This window comes from Arthrobacter sp. 01T414 (assembly GCF_056398965.1).
This window is the reverse complement of sequence record NZ_JBFTQK010000002.1, coordinates 260475-275870: the sequence shown is the minus strand read 5'-3', so window position 1 is coordinate 275870 and position 15396 is coordinate 260475. Positions and strand designations below refer to the sequence as shown.

The 15396-nt window shown below is 67.7% G+C and carries 13 protein-coding genes; 8 read left to right on the top strand and 5 right to left on the bottom strand.

Annotated elements, in window-relative coordinates; translation table 11 throughout:
* Window positions 1-42 precede the first annotated feature (42 nt).
* From AC1DK9_RS06730 to AC1DK9_RS06700, 7 genes are all read left to right on the top strand, one after another.
* Entirely contained in the window at window positions 43-2085 is a 2043-nt protein-coding gene (locus tag AC1DK9_RS06730; RefSeq protein ID WP_476915397.1) for a helix-turn-helix transcriptional regulator, read from the top strand.
* A 10-nt stretch (window positions 2086-2095) separates the two neighbouring features.
* Window positions 2096-2494, top strand: coding sequence for a hypothetical protein (locus AC1DK9_RS06725; protein WP_476915396.1), 399 nt, complete (start codon window positions 2096-2098; stop codon window positions 2492-2494).
* A gap of 36 nt (window positions 2495-2530) precedes the next feature.
* Window positions 2531-2800: a Sec-independent protein translocase subunit TatA gene (tatA, locus tag AC1DK9_RS06720; RefSeq protein WP_441417786.1), complete on the top strand. Its 270-nt coding sequence runs from the start codon at window positions 2531-2533 to the stop codon at window positions 2798-2800.
* A gap of 48 nt (window positions 2801-2848) precedes the next feature.
* On the top strand, window positions 2849-3643 hold the full coding sequence (tatC, locus tag AC1DK9_RS06715; protein WP_476915622.1) for a twin-arginine translocase subunit TatC: 795 nt from the start codon (window positions 2849-2851) through the stop codon (window positions 3641-3643).
* Between the two features lie 24 nt (window positions 3644-3667).
* Window positions 3668-6589 carry a DEAD/DEAH box helicase gene (locus AC1DK9_RS06710; RefSeq protein ID WP_476915395.1) on the top strand — a complete coding sequence of 974 codons (2922 nt, stop codon included), beginning with the start codon at window positions 3668-3670 and terminating at the stop codon, window positions 6587-6589.
* A gap of 94 nt (window positions 6590-6683) precedes the next feature.
* A complete protein-coding gene (locus tag AC1DK9_RS06705; protein WP_476915394.1) occupies window positions 6684-8348 on the top strand; it encodes an amidohydrolase in 1665 nt (554 codons plus the stop codon).
* A 146-nt stretch (window positions 8349-8494) separates the two neighbouring features.
* A complete protein-coding gene (locus tag AC1DK9_RS06700) occupies window positions 8495-9232 on the top strand; it encodes a polyprenol monophosphomannose synthase (RefSeq protein ID WP_476860663.1) in 738 nt (245 codons plus the stop codon).
* 79 nt (window positions 9233-9311) lie between these two features.
* Here the strand turns inward: AC1DK9_RS06700 and AC1DK9_RS06695 are convergent, their stop codons facing one another.
* The 4 genes from AC1DK9_RS06695 to AC1DK9_RS06680 form a co-directional block, all read right to left on the bottom strand.
* The gene (locus AC1DK9_RS06695) at window positions 9312-9659 is read right to left on the bottom strand and encodes an RNA polymerase-binding protein RbpA (RefSeq protein WP_136322768.1); all 348 of its coding nucleotides are present in this window, start codon (window positions 9657-9659) and stop codon (window positions 9312-9314) included.
* A 295-nt stretch (window positions 9660-9954) separates the two neighbouring features.
* Complete coding sequence (locus AC1DK9_RS06690; protein ID WP_476915393.1) at window positions 9955-10920, bottom strand: SPFH domain-containing protein; 966 nt, start codon at window positions 10918-10920, stop codon at window positions 9955-9957.
* Window positions 10921-11047: 127 nt separating this feature from the next.
* Window positions 11048-11521 (bottom strand): NfeD family protein, encoded by a 474-nt coding sequence (locus tag AC1DK9_RS06685; protein WP_476915621.1) that lies wholly within the window; start codon window positions 11519-11521, stop codon window positions 11048-11050.
* Between the two features lie 132 nt (window positions 11522-11653).
* The gene (locus AC1DK9_RS06680; RefSeq protein WP_476915392.1) at window positions 11654-12517 is read right to left on the bottom strand and encodes a methyltransferase domain-containing protein; all 864 of its coding nucleotides are present in this window, start codon (window positions 12515-12517) and stop codon (window positions 11654-11656) included.
* Between the two features lie 110 nt (window positions 12518-12627).
* Between AC1DK9_RS06680 and AC1DK9_RS06675 the strand changes: the two genes are divergently transcribed.
* Window positions 12628-14703 carry a S9 family peptidase gene (locus AC1DK9_RS06675; protein WP_476915391.1) on the top strand — a complete coding sequence of 692 codons (2076 nt, stop codon included), beginning with the start codon at window positions 12628-12630 and terminating at the stop codon, window positions 14701-14703.
* Here AC1DK9_RS06675 and AC1DK9_RS06670 read toward each other — a convergent pair.
* Window positions 14700-15395, bottom strand: coding sequence for a peptide deformylase (locus AC1DK9_RS06670; RefSeq protein WP_476915390.1), 696 nt, complete (start codon window positions 15393-15395; stop codon window positions 14700-14702). The two genes, AC1DK9_RS06675 and AC1DK9_RS06670, sit on opposite strands and share 4 nt — an antisense overlap.
* Window position 15396: the final 1 nt, after the last annotated feature.

Below are 15396 nucleotides of genomic sequence, written 5' to 3'. Positions count from 1 at the left end.
CTTTCGGCGTTTCCGGGACGGATGCTTTAGTACCCTTGCGGAGTGTCCGCCTCACGTACTGAACGCCTCCTGAACCTGCTCATCGCCCTGCTCAACACCCAATACGGGCTGCGCCGCAGCGAACTGCGCGAGAAGGTCTACCACGACACCACCAGCTCCGAGGTCGCCTTCGGCCGGATGTTCGAACGGGACAAGGGCGAACTGCGCCAGTTCGGCTTCGAAGTCGAGACCGTCACGGACAAGGGCTGGGGCTCGGATGATCCGGCCACCACGCGGTACCGGATCGGCAAGGAATCCAACCGCCTGCCGGACGTCAGCCTCACCCCGGCGGAGTGCACCGTCCTGATCCTCGCGGCACAGCTCTGGGAACAGGCCGCCCTTGGGTCCGCCGCCCGGGACGCGGTGCGCAAGTTGCAGGCCGCCGGGGGCCTGCCTGACGCCGAACTCCCGCCCGGGGTGCAGCCCCGCATCAGGCCGGCCGGTCAGGCTTTCGAGGACCTCGTCGCCGCCATCCATAACCAGCACCCGGTGAGCTTCAACTACCTGGCCGGCAGTACCGGACAGGAAGAAACCCGCACCGTGGAGCCCTGGGGCCTGGGCAGCCGCTTCGGGCAGTGGTACCTCGTCGGCCACGACCGCGCCCGCGGGGACAAACGGTTCTACCGGCTCTCACGGCTGACCTCAGCCGTCACTGTGCTGGACCAGGAGTCCTTTACGCCGCCGTCGTCCTTCAACGTCCGCGAGCAACTTGCCGCGCTGCCCGAACTGCCCGTGCGCCACGCCCTTGTGGACGTCGCCGACGGCGCACTGCTGGGGCTGCGCAAGCACGCCGAGTCCGCGGCCAGCGCCGACGACGAAGGGGCTGCCGACAGCGGCTCCGCCGCGGTCCCGGCCCGGACCGGGTTCGACCGGCTCAAGGTGCCCTACCGCGACGTCGAAACCCTCGCTGAAGAACTCGCCTCCTACGGTCCCAAGGCCATCGCCGTCGCGCCCCCAGAGTTGCACACTGCCGTGCGCAGGCGACTGGCCGCGGCAGCGGCTTTCGCTGCGTCGCCGATCCCGCTGATCGAATTTCCGCCTGTGGCGCCGGCCAAACGGAGCCGGAAGCGCACCTCCGAGGACCAGCTCAAACGGATGCTCCAACTGGTGCCGTTTCTGGTGCACAACCAGGGCCTGCACATCAGCGAGGTCGCCGACCGCTTCGGTATCACCCGTAAGGAACTGGAAGATGACCTGCGGATCCTGATCTGCTCCGGCCTGCCCGAGGGCTACCCGGACGACCTGCTGGACATTCAGTGGGACGACGACCACGTCTACATAATCGAGGACCTCGACCTCAAGCGTCCGGTCCGTTTCACCGTGGACGAGGCCTGCGCGCTGCTCACCGGCCTGGAAGCGCTCAACGGCCTGCCCGGACTCGCCGAAGGCGGCACCCTGGAGTCCGTGACGCTCAAGCTCATGGCCGCCGCCGGCGAGGAGGGGCTCAAGGCCGCAGCCCTGTCCGGTCCCGAAGTGGCGCCGGAGGACTCCCGCACCCTTGAGACGGCACGCAACGCCATCCGTGACGGCGCGCAGTTGCGGCTGCACTACCTCTCCCCGCTGCGGGACGCCGTCACCGAACGGGACATCGACCCCCAGCGGCTCTACTCGCTGGACAGCACCTGGTACCTCGAGGCCTACTGCCATTCCGCGCAGGGCCCGCGGAATTTCCGCTTGGACCGGATCCAGAGCCTGGAGCCCAATGGAAACCCCGTGTCCTCGACCGCGGCCCCGGCGGACGGGTTCCCCGTCAAGCTGTTCACGCCGAACGACGACGACGTCGTGGTGGTCGTCGAGCTGACCCGGCAGGGCGCCGGACTCGCGGATGACTACTACGCCGAACGAACCGCGGAGCTGCCGGACGGCCACGTGCTGGCGGAAATCCGTTTCGGCAGTGCCGACTGGTTGCCGATGTTCGTGGCCCAGCACGGCGGTGCCGTCAGGATCCTGCAGCCACCGGTACTGGCGGCAGCGGCCGTCGGATGGCTCGACGCCGCCCTCGTGCAGTACGCAGAGGTTACGCGGACCGCCCCGCACGCCAGCTAGACTGAACAACATGCCTTGGTGGTCCTGGATCGTAATTTGGATAGCGCTCGTCGCGCTGTCGTTGCTGTTCTTCGGCGTGCTCGGCGTCCGGCTTTTCCGCCAGTTCATGGCCACGGTCAAGGAACTGGGCGAGGCAGGGGAGCGGTTCTCTAACTTTGCGTCCTCCCCGCTCACCTCCGGTTCAGCCGCTGTTCACGTAGCGGCCGTAGGCTCGGACAGCATTGACGCGGGAGCAGCATCCGTCCCGCGTGCGGAGCCTGGTTCTGCCGTTTTTGCTCCGCCTTCGTCGATGCGACATGATTACCATGCATCCAAAATCGCGCGCCAGGAAGCCCGGCGATTGCGCCGCGTCCGGCGCAAAGCGGAACGGGGCCAGCCGCAGGCACTGCGCGACATCGATCTGCGTTAGACAATAGGATGTACTCAAACGAAAGGACCACCCGGCATGAGGCTTGAAGGCTGGCATCTCATCATCATCATCGTCCTGGCCTTGGTGCTTTTCGCTGCACCGAAGCTGCCCGGAATGGCCCGCAGCCTGGGCCAGTCGATGCGGATTTTCAAATCCGAGGTCCGCGAAATGAAGAAGGACGGCACCCCGGAGGCGAAGGCCGATTCCGACGCCGTTGAAGGCAAGGTCGTGAACCACCCCCGGTCCGCCGGCACCGAAAGCCGCCCGGGCGAGGGAACCGACGTTCCGCCGCCGAACCGCGCCTAGAACCGCATGGCAGTAACCATGAGCCGCCGATCGAACCCCGAGGGCCGGATGGCCCTCCTCGATCATCTCAAAGAGCTGCGGAACCGGCTCTTTAAGTCGGCCATCGCCGTCGTACTTGGCACCGTCGTAGGGTTCCTCGTGTACCAGCCCATGCTGGCGGCGCTGATCAAGCCGATCCGCGACCTGAATGAGCATGAGGGCCGGCAGGCGTCGCTGWATTTCGACGGCGTGGCAAGCTCCTTCGACCTGATGATCCAGGTGTCCGTCTTCCTGGGCCTGATCGTCGCGAGCCCGATCTGGCTCTACCAACTCTGGGCGTTCATCGTTCCCGGCCTGCATAAGAAGGAGCGGCGCCTGGCGCTTTCCTTCGTGGCGGCCGCCGTGCCCTTGTTTGTCGGCGGCGTCCTGCTAGCCTGGCTGGTCCTGCCCAACGCGGTGCGGGTGCTGACCGACTTCACCCCCTCGGGCGGGTCCAACTTCATCAGCGCCCAGGTCTACCTCTCCTTCGTGCTGCGCCTGCTGCTGGCCTTTGGAATCGCTTTCCTGCTCCCGGTGGTGCTGTTCGGGCTGAACCTGGCCGGACTGATCAAGGGCAAGCAGCTGCTCAAGAGCTGGCGGATCACCGTGTTCCTGGTCTGCCTCTTCGCCGCCATGGCTGCCCCCGGTGCCGACGCCATGAGCATGTTCTACCTTGCCGTGCCCATGCTGGTGCTCTTCTTCACCGCCATCGGGCTGTGCCTGCTCAACGACCGCCGGCGTGAGAAGCGGGCTGCCAAGGTCGCCGCCGAGACCGAAGCCACGGCGGACCAGGCGACTCCCAGCTCCGAGCTGGAGAATCTCTAGCCCTCCGCCCACTAGGCTGGAAGCATGTCCTCACTACCCGGGCCGGAATCGCCGTCCGAGCGTTACCGCGCCAGCGCCGAGCGGGCCGCAGAAGCCAAAACCTACCTGGGCGGTTTTACCCGTTCGCTCGCGTTCGACCTCGATCCCTTCCAGCGCGAGGCCTGCCTGTCCCTGCAGGCGGGCCGCGGCGTACTGGTGGCCGCCCCGACCGGCGCCGGAAAGACCATTGTCGGCGAGTTCGCCATCTACCTGGCCCTGCAGCGCGGGCTGAAAGCTTTCTATACGACGCCGATCAAGGCCCTGAGCAACCAGAAATACACCGAGCTGGCGGAGAAGTACGGCGCCGCCCAGGTTGGCCTGCTGACCGGTGATACGAGCATCAACGGCGAGGCACCGGTGGTGGTGATGACCACCGAGGTTCTCCGCAACATGCTCTACGCCGGCTCGGAGACCCTCGATGACCTCGGCTTCGTAGTGATGGACGAGGTCCACTACCTCGCCGACCGGTTCCGCGGCGCCGTCTGGGAGGAAGTCATCATCCACCTGCCCAGCGAAGTTCAGGTCGCCTCGCTCAGCGCCACCGTCTCCAACGCCGAGGAGTTCGGCGCCTGGCTGGACACTGTCCGCGGCCAGACCGACGTGATTGTCTCCGAGCACCGCCCCGTGCCGCTGTGGCAGCACGTCATGGTGGGGCGCAAGATCGTGGACCTGTTCGCCGGCGACACCAGCTTCGACGAGATCGCGCCCGCCGGCGAGGACAATGTCGCCGCCACCGTGGAAACCGCTTCCGCGGAAAAAACTGCCACAGGCAAGGGCGCCGCGATTACCGAGCGCGCCGGCTACGAGGTCAACCCGGAACTGCTGTCCATGGCGCGGGCCGAGAGCCAGATGAACTTCCGCGGCCGTTTCGGGCACGGCGGCCGTAACCAGCGCCGCCAGCAGCGCGGCCAGCGCGATGAGGCGCCGCAGGGCGGCCCGCGCAGCCCGGTCCGGAAAGCCAGCCGCCCGCAGGTCATCGCCAGCCTGGACCGGATGGACCTGCTCCCGGCCATCACCTTCATCTTCTCGCGCGCCGGCTGCGACGCCGCCGTCGCGCAATGCGTCTCCGCTGGGCTCTGGCTGACCACAGAGAAAGAACAACTCATCATCGCCCAACGGGTCGACGAAGCCGCCCAGGACATCCCCTCGGACGACCTCGACGTGCTGGGCTTCTGGAGCTGGCGCGACGGGCTGCTCCGCGGCCTGGCTGCGCACCACGCCGGCATGTTGCCGACCTTCAAGGAAGTTGTCGAGAAGCTGTTCGTGGACGGACTGGTTAAGGCCGTGTTCGCCACCGAAACCCTAGCGCTGGGCGTCAACATGCCCGCTCGCTGCGTAGTGCTGGAAAAGCTGGACAAGTTCAACGGCGAAGCGCACGTGAACATCACCGCGGGGGAGTACACCCAGCTGACCGGCCGGGCAGGCCGCCGCGGGATCGACGTCGAGGGCCACGCGGTGGTGCTCTGGCAGCCCGGCACGGATCCGGCGGCCGTCGCCGGCCTTGCCTCCCGCCGGACCTACCCGCTGAACTCCAGCTTCCGGCCCACGTACAACATGTCCATCAACCTCGTCGCCCAGTTCGGCCGGCCCCGCGCCCGCGAAATCCTTGAGTCCTCCTTCGCCCAGTTCCAGGCGGACCGGTCCGTGGTGGGGCTCGCCAAGCAGGTCCGCAGCCGGGAGGAATCCCTGGCCGGATTCAGCAAGGCAATGAGCTGCCACCTCGGCGACTTCACCGAGTACTCCAGGCTGCGCCGTGCGCTCTCGGATGCGGAAACCACGGCCTCCAAGGGAACCTCACGAGCCCGGAAGTCGCTCACCGAGGACTCCCTCAGCCGGCTGCTGCCCGGCGACGTCGTCGACGTGCCCTCCGGGCGGGCCCCCGGCCTCGCCGTCGTGCTCAGCTCCGACCACCATTCGCGGGAACCGCGGCCGGCGGTGATGACACTGGACAACCAGCTTCGCCGCATTGGCCTGCACGACGTGGAGGGCCCGCTGTCGCCGATCACCCGGGTCCGGATTCCCAAGTCCTTCAACGCCAAGGTGCCCAAGTCGCGCCGCGACCTGGCGTCCTCGGTCCGCAACGCGATCCGGGAGAGCCGGCCACCTGCACCTCCGAACCGGAACGAGGACTTTGGCCGTGCCGCCGCCCTGCCCAACATGGAGAAGAAGATCGCGGAACTCCGCCGCGAACTCCGGGCCCATCCCTGCCACGGCTGCAGCGAGCGGGAGGACCATGCACGCTGGTCCGAGCGCTGGTGGAAGCTCCGGCAGGAGACCGACGGCCTGATCCGCCAGATCCAGGGCCGCACCAACACCATCGCCAAGACCTTCGACCGGGTCTGCGGAGTCCTCTCCAGCTACGGGTACCTCGAGACCTCGGATTCCGGCACGCTCTCGATCAGCCCCGATGGCCAGCGGCTCCGCCGGATCTACGGCGAAAAGGACCTGCTGATTTCCCAGTCCCTGCGGATGGGCGCCTTCAGCGACCTCGACGCGGCCGAAATCGCGGCCCTGGCCAGCGTGCTGGTCTACCAGGCCAAGCGCGAGGACCGCGGCCTGCGGCCCAAGATGCCGAGCGTCTCACTGGAGTCCGCCGTCGACACCGTGGTGCGCGAGTGGTCCGCCCTGGAAGACGTCGAGGAAGCCAACAAGCTGCCGCTGACGGGCGAACCCGAACTCGGCCTCGTCTGGCCGATCTTCAAATGGGCCAAGGGCAGGCACCTACAGGAGGTCCTCAGCGGTACGGACCTGGCCGCTGGTGACTTTGTTCGCTGGGTGAAACAGGTCATCGACCTGCTGGACCAGCTCGCCAAGATTCCCGGGCTGGAACCGCGCGTGGCCCGGCTGTGCGGCGACGCGATCAACCTCGTCAAGCGCGGCGTCGTCGCCTACTCGGCCGTCGCGTGACCGGCCCCTGACGGGCTTCTGACCCTGCTCGCCTCCGCCATCCCCGATGCCCCACGCCCGGCTCGCCGGCCCACGCTTTAAGGAGTTCCCAACCATGACCGCTTCATCTTCCGAGGCACCGCAGGCACCGCGCAAGGTGACGCTGTACCGCAACGGCTCCGTCTACACGGCGGCCGATCCCTTCGCGACGGCGATGCTGGTGGACGGTGACACCGTGGCCTGGGTCGGCTCCGAGCAGGCCGCCACGTCCATCGCTGATTCCTCCATGGAGATCATCGACCTGCAGGGTGCCCTCCTTGCCCCCGGCTTCGTTGACTCGCACGTGCACCTGACCGAAACCGGCATCGCCCTGGACTCACTCCGGCTCGGCGGTGTCCGCTCCGCCGCCGAACTGCTCGACGCCGTCGCAGGCTCGGCGGCCAGCGGTGACGGCACGGTGCTGGGGCACGGCTGGGACGAGACGCTCTGGGCGGATCCCACACTGCCGAGCCGCGAAGAACTTGACCGCGCCGCAGGAGGCCGGCCGGTGTACCTCTCGCGGGTTGACGTGCACTCGGCCCTGGTCTCCTCCGCACTGGCGGCCGCAACCGGCCTCGAAACCCTCGACGGCTTCGCCCCGGACGGGCAGGTCAAACGTGCCGCGCACACGGCCACGCGGCGAGCTGCCCGGGACCTGTCCGCCGAGGCCCTGCGTGGCTACCAGCGGGCAGCCCTGGCGGAGGCGGCGGCGAACGGCTATGTGGCGCTGGCTGAAATGGCGGCCCCGCATATCGGCAGCATCGAGGACCTGCAGCTGGCGGCCGGCTGGAACGCCGCGGGCCGGCCGGGCGACGCCGTGCCGGAGATCCTGCCGTACTGGGGCGAGCTGGCCGGTTCGGCGGAACAGGCCCAGTCCATCCTGGACAGCCTGGGCGTCCCGGTCCTGGGCCTCGCCGGCGACCTGAACCTGGATGGTTCCATCGGGTCCCGGACCGCCGCGCTGCGCAGCGATTACAGCGACGCGCCGGGGGAGCGGGGCACCCGCTACCTCTCGGTGGACGAAGCGGCCGCGCACCTCGCGGCCTGCTCGGTGCTGGGAATCCAGGCAGGGTTCCACGTGATCGGCGACGCCGGGCTGGACGCCGCACTGGATGCCCTGGACCAGGCCGCGGCCGAGGTCGGGGAACAGCGCGTACGGGCCGCCGGCCACCGTTTGGAGCACGTCGAAATCGCCGATTCGGCCGCTATCCAACGGCTGGCCAAGTATTCGGTGACGGTCAGCGCGCAACCGGTTTTCGACGCCCTCTGGGGTGGTACGGACAGCCTTTACGCGCAGCGGCTCGGCTCGCGGCACGCCGCGATGAATCCGTTCGGTTCCTTCTACTCCGCCGGGGTGCCGGTCTGCTTCGGCAGCGACAGCCCGGTGACGCCGCTGCAGCCCTGGTCCAGTGTGCGGGCCTGCCTGGAGCACCACAACGCCGATGAGCGGATCTCGGCCCGTGCCGCCTTCCTAGGCCACACGCGGGCCGGTTGGCGCGCCGCCCGGTACCGGAACCCGATGGCAGGCCAGCTTGTCCCCGGAGCCCCGGCGAGTTTCGCAGTCTGGGAAGTCGAAGAACTCATGGTCCAGGTGGCCGATGGCCGCGTGCAGTCCTGGAGCACGGACCCGCGCGCCCGGACGCCGCTGCTCCCGGCACTGGATACCGGCACCGACCCGGTCTGCCTGCAGACCGTGCGGGACGGCGTCGAGCTCTTCTCCAGCGGCTCGCTCGGCAGCTGAGCCGCCCCCGAGTGTGCTCGGCGCCACCTAAGCCGCGACCGGGGCAGTTGCCTGCATGCTGGCTATACTGGGAAGCTGTGCCTGTCCTCGGCTAACCGCCGGCTGTTCCGGCCCACTGACCGCTCCCTCCAAGGAAAGGCCTCGCTGTGCGTGTCCTCACGATCATCCCGACCTACAACGAGCTGGAATCGTTGCCCAAGACCCTCGGGCGCCTTCGCACTGCCGTGCCGGCGTCCGATGTCCTGGTAGTTGACGACAACAGCCCCGACGGCACGGGCCAGCTGGCAGATCGCATTGCCGCAGAGGATGACCAGGTCCACGTCCTGCACCGCGAGGGCAAGGCCGGACTCGGCGCTGCGTACATCGCCGGCTTCAAATGGGGCCTCGACGCCGGGTACGACATCCTCGTGGAGATGGACGCCGACGGCTCGCACAAGCCAGAGCAGCTGCCGCAGCTGATCGAGGCAGTGGAGCAGGGCGCAGACCTGGCCATGGGTTCCCGCTGGGTCCCGGGCGGCAGCGTCGTGAACTGGCCCCTGTACCGGCAGGCCATTTCCCGGGTCGGAAGCACCTACGCCAGGATCATGCTGGGCGTCAGGATCAAGGATGTCACCGGCGGTTTCCGTGCCTTCCGACGGAGCACCCTCGAGAAGCTCAACCTGGATTCGGTCGACTCGGTGGGCTACGGCTTCCAGGTGGACCTTGCCTGGCGCGTGGCCAAGCTGGGCCTGAACATTGTGGAGCGTCCCATCACCTTCGTGGAGCGCGAGCTGGGTGCGTCGAAGATGAGCGGCAACATTGTGGTTGAAGCCATGATCAACGTGACCAAGTGGGGCCTTGCCGCCCGCTGGAACACCCTCAGCCGCAAGCTTGGGCGCAAATAGCAAACAGGCTGCACAGAAAAGGCCGGGCCGGCACCTCGTGGAGGTGCCGGCCCGGCCTTTTTGGCGCTTAGCGCGGTTTCTAGGCCGAGCGGCGTTCGCCGCGGCGTTCCCGCAGAATGGTGAGCCGGTCTTCGAGGATCTGTTCCAGCTCGGGCAGGGAGCGGCGTTCCAGCAGCATGTCCCAGTGGGTGCGGACGGCCTTCTCGTTGCTGTTGACGGGGCGTTCGCCGTCGACCAGCAGTGCTTCTTTACCGGTCTTGGAAACCCAAACCGGGGGGATCTCCGCCTCGGAGGAGAACGTCACGAATACCTGCTCGCCATCCGCGCAACGGTACTCAACGCGCTGGCGCGGAGCCGGTTCGACGCCGGATTCGGTCTCCATGCTCTGTGCGCCAAGGCGCATACCCCGCAGGCTGCGATCGCTCATCTTTTCTCCCTTATGATCGGTTCGCAGGGCCGGACCCTGCGCTAGCCGGGGGCCACCAGGACCACGCCGGACTACTTTTTGCTTGGCGTTCCCCACTGCAGAAATCGTCAGTAGATACAACGCCGCGCGAAGCGTAATTGTTCCGGCAGGTTGAACCGCCCGGACAAATACTCAACTATACGCGGGTGCACGGCCGCAGGTAAAGCCGGGCCGCCGGGGCAGGGGAGCGGTGCCAAAAAGGGAGGCACCCGCCGGAGCAGATGCCTCCCGGTGCAACGCCGTTATAGAGAACCCGTCAGGCCTCCGGCGTAGTGCCCGGCGCCGTCGTCGTCGGTTCGGTCGAGCGGGCCGCCTGGCTTCCGAACAACCCGTCGGCGCGCGGATCCGGGTTGGTGCCGCCCAGCGCGCCGCCGATGCCCTTGAGCGCTTCGCCCACCTCGCTGGGGATGATCCACAGCTTGTTCGAGGTTCCTTCGGCCAGCTTCGGCAGTGTCTGCAGGTATTGGTACGCCAGGAGTTTCTGGTCCGGGTTGCCCTTGTGGATGGCGTCGAAGACCTTCTGGATGGCCTGGGCTTCGCCGTCCGCCCGCAGGATCGCGGCCTGCGCATCACCTTCGGCCTTCAGGATCGAGGACTGGCGCTGGCCTTCGGCGGTGAGGATGGCGGACTGCTTGGTGCCTTCCGCAGTGAGGATGGCGGCGCGGCGGTCACGCTCGGCGCGCATCTGCTTCTCCATGGAGTCCTGGATGGAGTGGGGCGGATCAATCGCCTTCAGCTCTACCCGGGAGACGCGGATACCCCAGCGCCCGGTCGCCTCGTCCAGCACGCCGCGCAGCTGTCCGTTGATCTGGTCGCGGGAAGTCAGAGCCTCTTCCAGGTTCAGCCCGCCCACAACGTTGCGCAAGGTGGTGGTGGTCAGCTGCTCGACGGCCTGGATGTAGTTGGCGATCTCATAGGTTGCTGCCCGAGCGTCCGTCACCTGGAAGTAGACCACGGTGTCGATGGACACCACGAGGTTGTCCTCGGTGATCACCGGCTGCGGCGGGAAGGAGACCACTTGTTCGCGCAGGTCCAGCAGGGGCAGGAGCCGGTCGACGAAGGGAATCAGGATGGTCAGGCCCGGGTTCAGCGTCCGCTGGTACTTGCCCAGGCGTTCGACCACGCCGGCGCGAGCTTGCGGAACGATCCGCACCGAGCGCACCAGCACGATTATTACGAACGCAACGAGTACCAGCAGCACTATTGCGACTGCGATATCCATACATCACCTTTTCCCCAGTTATGTGGTTTTGCTGTGCGCGGCAGCACCGCTGCCGCTGATCCTGCGGCCGGTTGCGGCAGCAGGAAGTGTTGTGGCCCTATCGGTCGGTCCGTGCCGGGCGCGGCCCCTACGGCGCCCCGGGGCCCGATTGCAGTTCCGGCTTCGGGACGACGACGGCGGTGGCGCCGTCGATGGCACTGACGACGGCGTGCTGCCCGGGTGCGAGTTCGCCGGTGTCCGTGCGGGCGCTCCAGACGTCGCCGCCGATCTTCACCAGGCCGCCGGTGGCGCTCACCGGCTCCATGACGAGCGCGGATTCGCCGATCAGGCGTTCGACGTTGCTGCGCTGGTCGGCCGGGCCGCTCCGCAGGTGCTTGAGCGCCACTGGCCGCACGAAGCCGATCATGAGCAGGGAAACGACGCTGAAGACTACGATCTGGAGCCAGAAGTCCGCGCCGGCGAAGGCGGTGAGCAGCCCGGCGAGGGCGCCGCCGCCAAGCATGATGAAGAACAGATCAAGGGTGAGCATCTCCACCACGGCAAACACCAGGAACACCGTGAGCCAGAGCGCCCACCAGTTTTCGGCCAGCCATTCGAACATCATTCCCCCTTAGTCACGCAGCGGGGGCTGCAGGCGCAGACCCTCCGTAACGTGGTTCCATCCTAAGCCGGACGGCAAGGATGGGGGCAGGGTGCCGGGATCAGCCCGGGAACGTGGCCAAGTCGTTACCCTCTACCGGGCAGTTGCGGGATTCTTCAGCGGTTCGAAGACACTGATCCGGAAACGCGCGGAGACCGCGGTGGGGGACGGCAGCCCTGCCACCCGGGCGGCCAAGGCAGCTGAATCCAGGTGGTGTCCGGCGGGTCCCATCAGGGCGAGGTTGGCGACGTCGGTGTGCGCCAGGTTCAGGTTTAGGTCCAGGTTCCGTCCCTCGTGCGAGCGGAAGTGCCCGGCGAGCGTGGCCGTAAGGCGCTCCTCCTTGGCCGGTTCGATGCCCAGCATGCCGGTCTCGCCGGCGATCTCGGCCAGGTGTCCGGGCCGGGGCGTCACCACGATCAGCCGGCCGCCCGGCCTGAGCACCCTGGCGAACTCGGAAGCGTTGCGCGGCGCGAAAACCACGGTGACGACGTTGACGGCGTCGTCCTGCAGCGGCAGCGGCTGCCACACGTCGGCGACGAGGTTGACCGCCTCCGGGTTCAGCCGGGCCGCCCGGCGCAGTGCGAATTTGGAGATATCTATTCCGACGGCCGAGGCCTGGGTTCGGTCCAGCAGGGCGCGAAGGTAGTGGCCGGTGCCCGTGCCCGCATCCAGGACCGCGGCGCCTGTCCCTGTCAGGAAGGGGGCGGCAAAGTCGGCGACGGCCTCGGCCAGGGGCCGGTAGTGGCCGGCGGACAGGAAGTCGAAGCGGGCCGCGACCATGTCCGCGGAATCCGCTTCGAACACCGTGCCCTTGCCGGTCAAGAAGTTGAAGTATCCCTGCCGGGCGGCGTCGAAACTGTGCCCGGCGGGGCAGACGAGGGAGCGTTCACGGCTACCTGCCGCAAATGGGCTCCGGCACACGGGGCACACAAGGGCGGCGAGGGAATCGGGCAGCATAGAGTCCATCGTAGGGCGGCAGCGTTCCGCCGGGCGCCGTGAACAGACGGCAACGCCGTGCCGGTGTGAGGTATTTCACCTCGGCGGCGGCAAGGGCTAGGCTCGCACTCGTGAAACCCGAACATTTGCCCCTGCTCAAGTCCGTTTCCGCGCCCGCCGTGCACCCTGATGGCTCCCGGGCCGTCGTGTCCGTGGTCCGCCCCGATTTCGACGCCGACGCCTATGTGGGCCAGCTATGGAATGTGCCCGTGGATCCGTCGCTTCGACCCCGCCGGCTCACGCGCGGCTTCCGTGACACTGCACCGCAGTTCTCCCCGGACGGGCAGGCGCTGGGATTCATCCGCGCCGCAGCCGGCGGCAAACCGCAGCTGTACGTCGTCGAAGCCCAGGGCGGGGAACCGATGCCCCTGACGGATGCGCCGCTGGGGGTCAGCGCCTTCACGTGGTCACCGGACTCCCGCAGCATCGTCTTCAGCGCCCGTACGCCAGAGGAGGGCCGCTATGGCACCGTCGACGGCGTCCCCGCCGGGGGCGAGGATGCCCGGCTGATCACGGATTACCAGTATCGGATGAACGGCGTCGGCTACACGGCGGACAAGCCCCTGCAGCTTTTCCTCCTCACCGTCCCGGACCTGGACGCGGAGCCCTCGGTGGCCGCCGCAGGCCGGGCGCTGAAGGCTGCGAAAGCGGCCAAAGCCACCGATGGCGGCAAGGCGGCCGCAGGCCTGCCGGAGCCGCGTCAGCTCACCACGGCCGCCACGGACCACAACGGTGCCAGCTACAGCACTGACGGCCGTGCCGTGTACTTCACTGCGGCACTGCACGAGGGCAGCGACAACGACCTGGTCAGCGGCATTTACAGGGTGCCGGCTGACCCCGGCTCCGGGGAAGTGGGCCCGGAGGCTGTGACGCCCGGTAATGGCGGCGACGCCGGACGGCTATCCGTCACCGCTGTCCGGCAAAGCCGGGATGGCGAGTGGTTGTACTTCCTGGCGCAGGATCTTGGCGCCGAGGGTACGGACTTCGTGGCCCGCAACACTGCCCTGTACGTGATGGCTGCAGGGGGCGGGGATGCCGTCCTGCTCAGCGATCCGGAGACCATGGATCTGGCCGGCGGCGGGATCGAACTGAACGGCCAGGACGGTGCCTTGGTTCTGAATAACGCGCGCGGCACCGTGCAGCTCCTCGAGTTCGGACCCTCCGGTCAACACGGGGTGGCGCTCGACGGCGAGCGCGTTGTCACCGGTGCGGCCGAGGGCTCGGGCACGCTGGTGCTGAGCTTCACCGATGCGGAAACCGCCGGGGACGTTGCCGTCCTTGAGGGAAACCAGTTGAGGGTTGTGAGCGATTTCTCGGCGCCGTTGCGGGACGACGCCGGGATCCTCGCCCCGCAGGAGCTGACCTTCGCGTCCGGGGACGGCTACCCGGTGCATGGCTGGCTGGTCCGGCCGGCAGGCGAGGGACCGCACCCGGTGCTGCTCAACATCCACGGCGGCCCGTTCGCACAGTTCACCGGGGCCCTCTTCGATGAGGCCCAGGTCTACGCGGCGGCCGGGTACGCGGTCCTGATGTGCAATCCGCGCGGATCTGCCGGCTACGGCCAAGCCCACGGCCGCTCCATCAAGGAACGTATGGGCACCGTCGATATGCAGGACGTCCTCGCTTTCCTGGACGGGGCGTTGCAGAAGTTCGAGGAGCTCGACGACGCTGCCCTGGGCATCATGGGCGGATCCTACGGCGGCTACCTGACGGCCTGGACCATCAGCCACGACCACCGTTTCAAGGCCTCCATCGTGGAGCGTGGCTTCCTCGATCCGGTGAGCTTCACGGGCTCCTCGGACATCGGCTGGTTCTTCGGCGGCGAGTACACCGGCCGCACCGCGGACCAAATGACGGCGCAAAGCCCGATGGCCCGTGTGGAGCAGGTCCGTACGCCCACCCTGGTCATCCACAGCGAGGAGGACCTGCGCTGCCCGGTGGAGCAGGGCCAGCGCTACTTCACGGCGCTCAAGCAACAGGGGATGGAGGCCGCCTTCCTGGTCTTCCCAGGCGAGAACCACGAGCTGTCCCGCTCCGGCACCCCGCATCACCGGCGGCAGCGCTTCGAGCAGATCCTGCAGTGGTGGTCACGGCACCTTCCGACGGCGGCCAATCCGGCTCCGGCGGTTGACGCGGCCGTCCTCTAACCGGCAGACTCGCCCGGCAGGAACCCCAGTTCCTGCCGGGCCAGCTCGATGTCCGGCTGAGCCCAGCGGGCGGAGTACTCGGCGTTGTTGCTCAGCGAGCGCAATTCTGCCCGGTCCAGGTACAGGATTCCGTGCAGATGGTCGGTCTCGTGCTGCACGATGCGGGCTTGCCAGCCAGTGAAGTCACGCTGCTGCGCGGAGCCGTCCACCGCAGTGAAGTCCAACCGCACCGACTCCGGACGCAGCACCGCCGCCTGCAGCCCATTCAGGGACAGGCAGCCCTCGTAGAAGGCCTTCTTGGCCGAACCGAGCGACACATAGCTTGGGTTCAGCATGGCGAAGAACGGCAACGGCTCCCTGCCCCGGGCCGCCGCCACCTCAGGGTCGACGTCGAACCGGTCCTCCAGCACGGCAATCTGCAGGGGGATGCCCAGCTGCGGTGCCGCGAGGCCGACCCCCGGCGCCTTGTGCATGACCCTGCGCATCAGGTCGATCAGCCTGCCAAGTTCATCGTCGTCGAGCTGGCCGGCGAAGGGGACCGCCTGCTGACGAAGAACCGGGTGGCCCACCTGAACGATAGGCGGGAGCACGCCTGCGTTGAGGATCTGGTCCACGGTTTCCCGCAGGCGCTCGGTACTGATCTCGGCGATGGGGGCGTTGGTGTTTGCGTCGTTCCTCGTGTCTGAAGACATG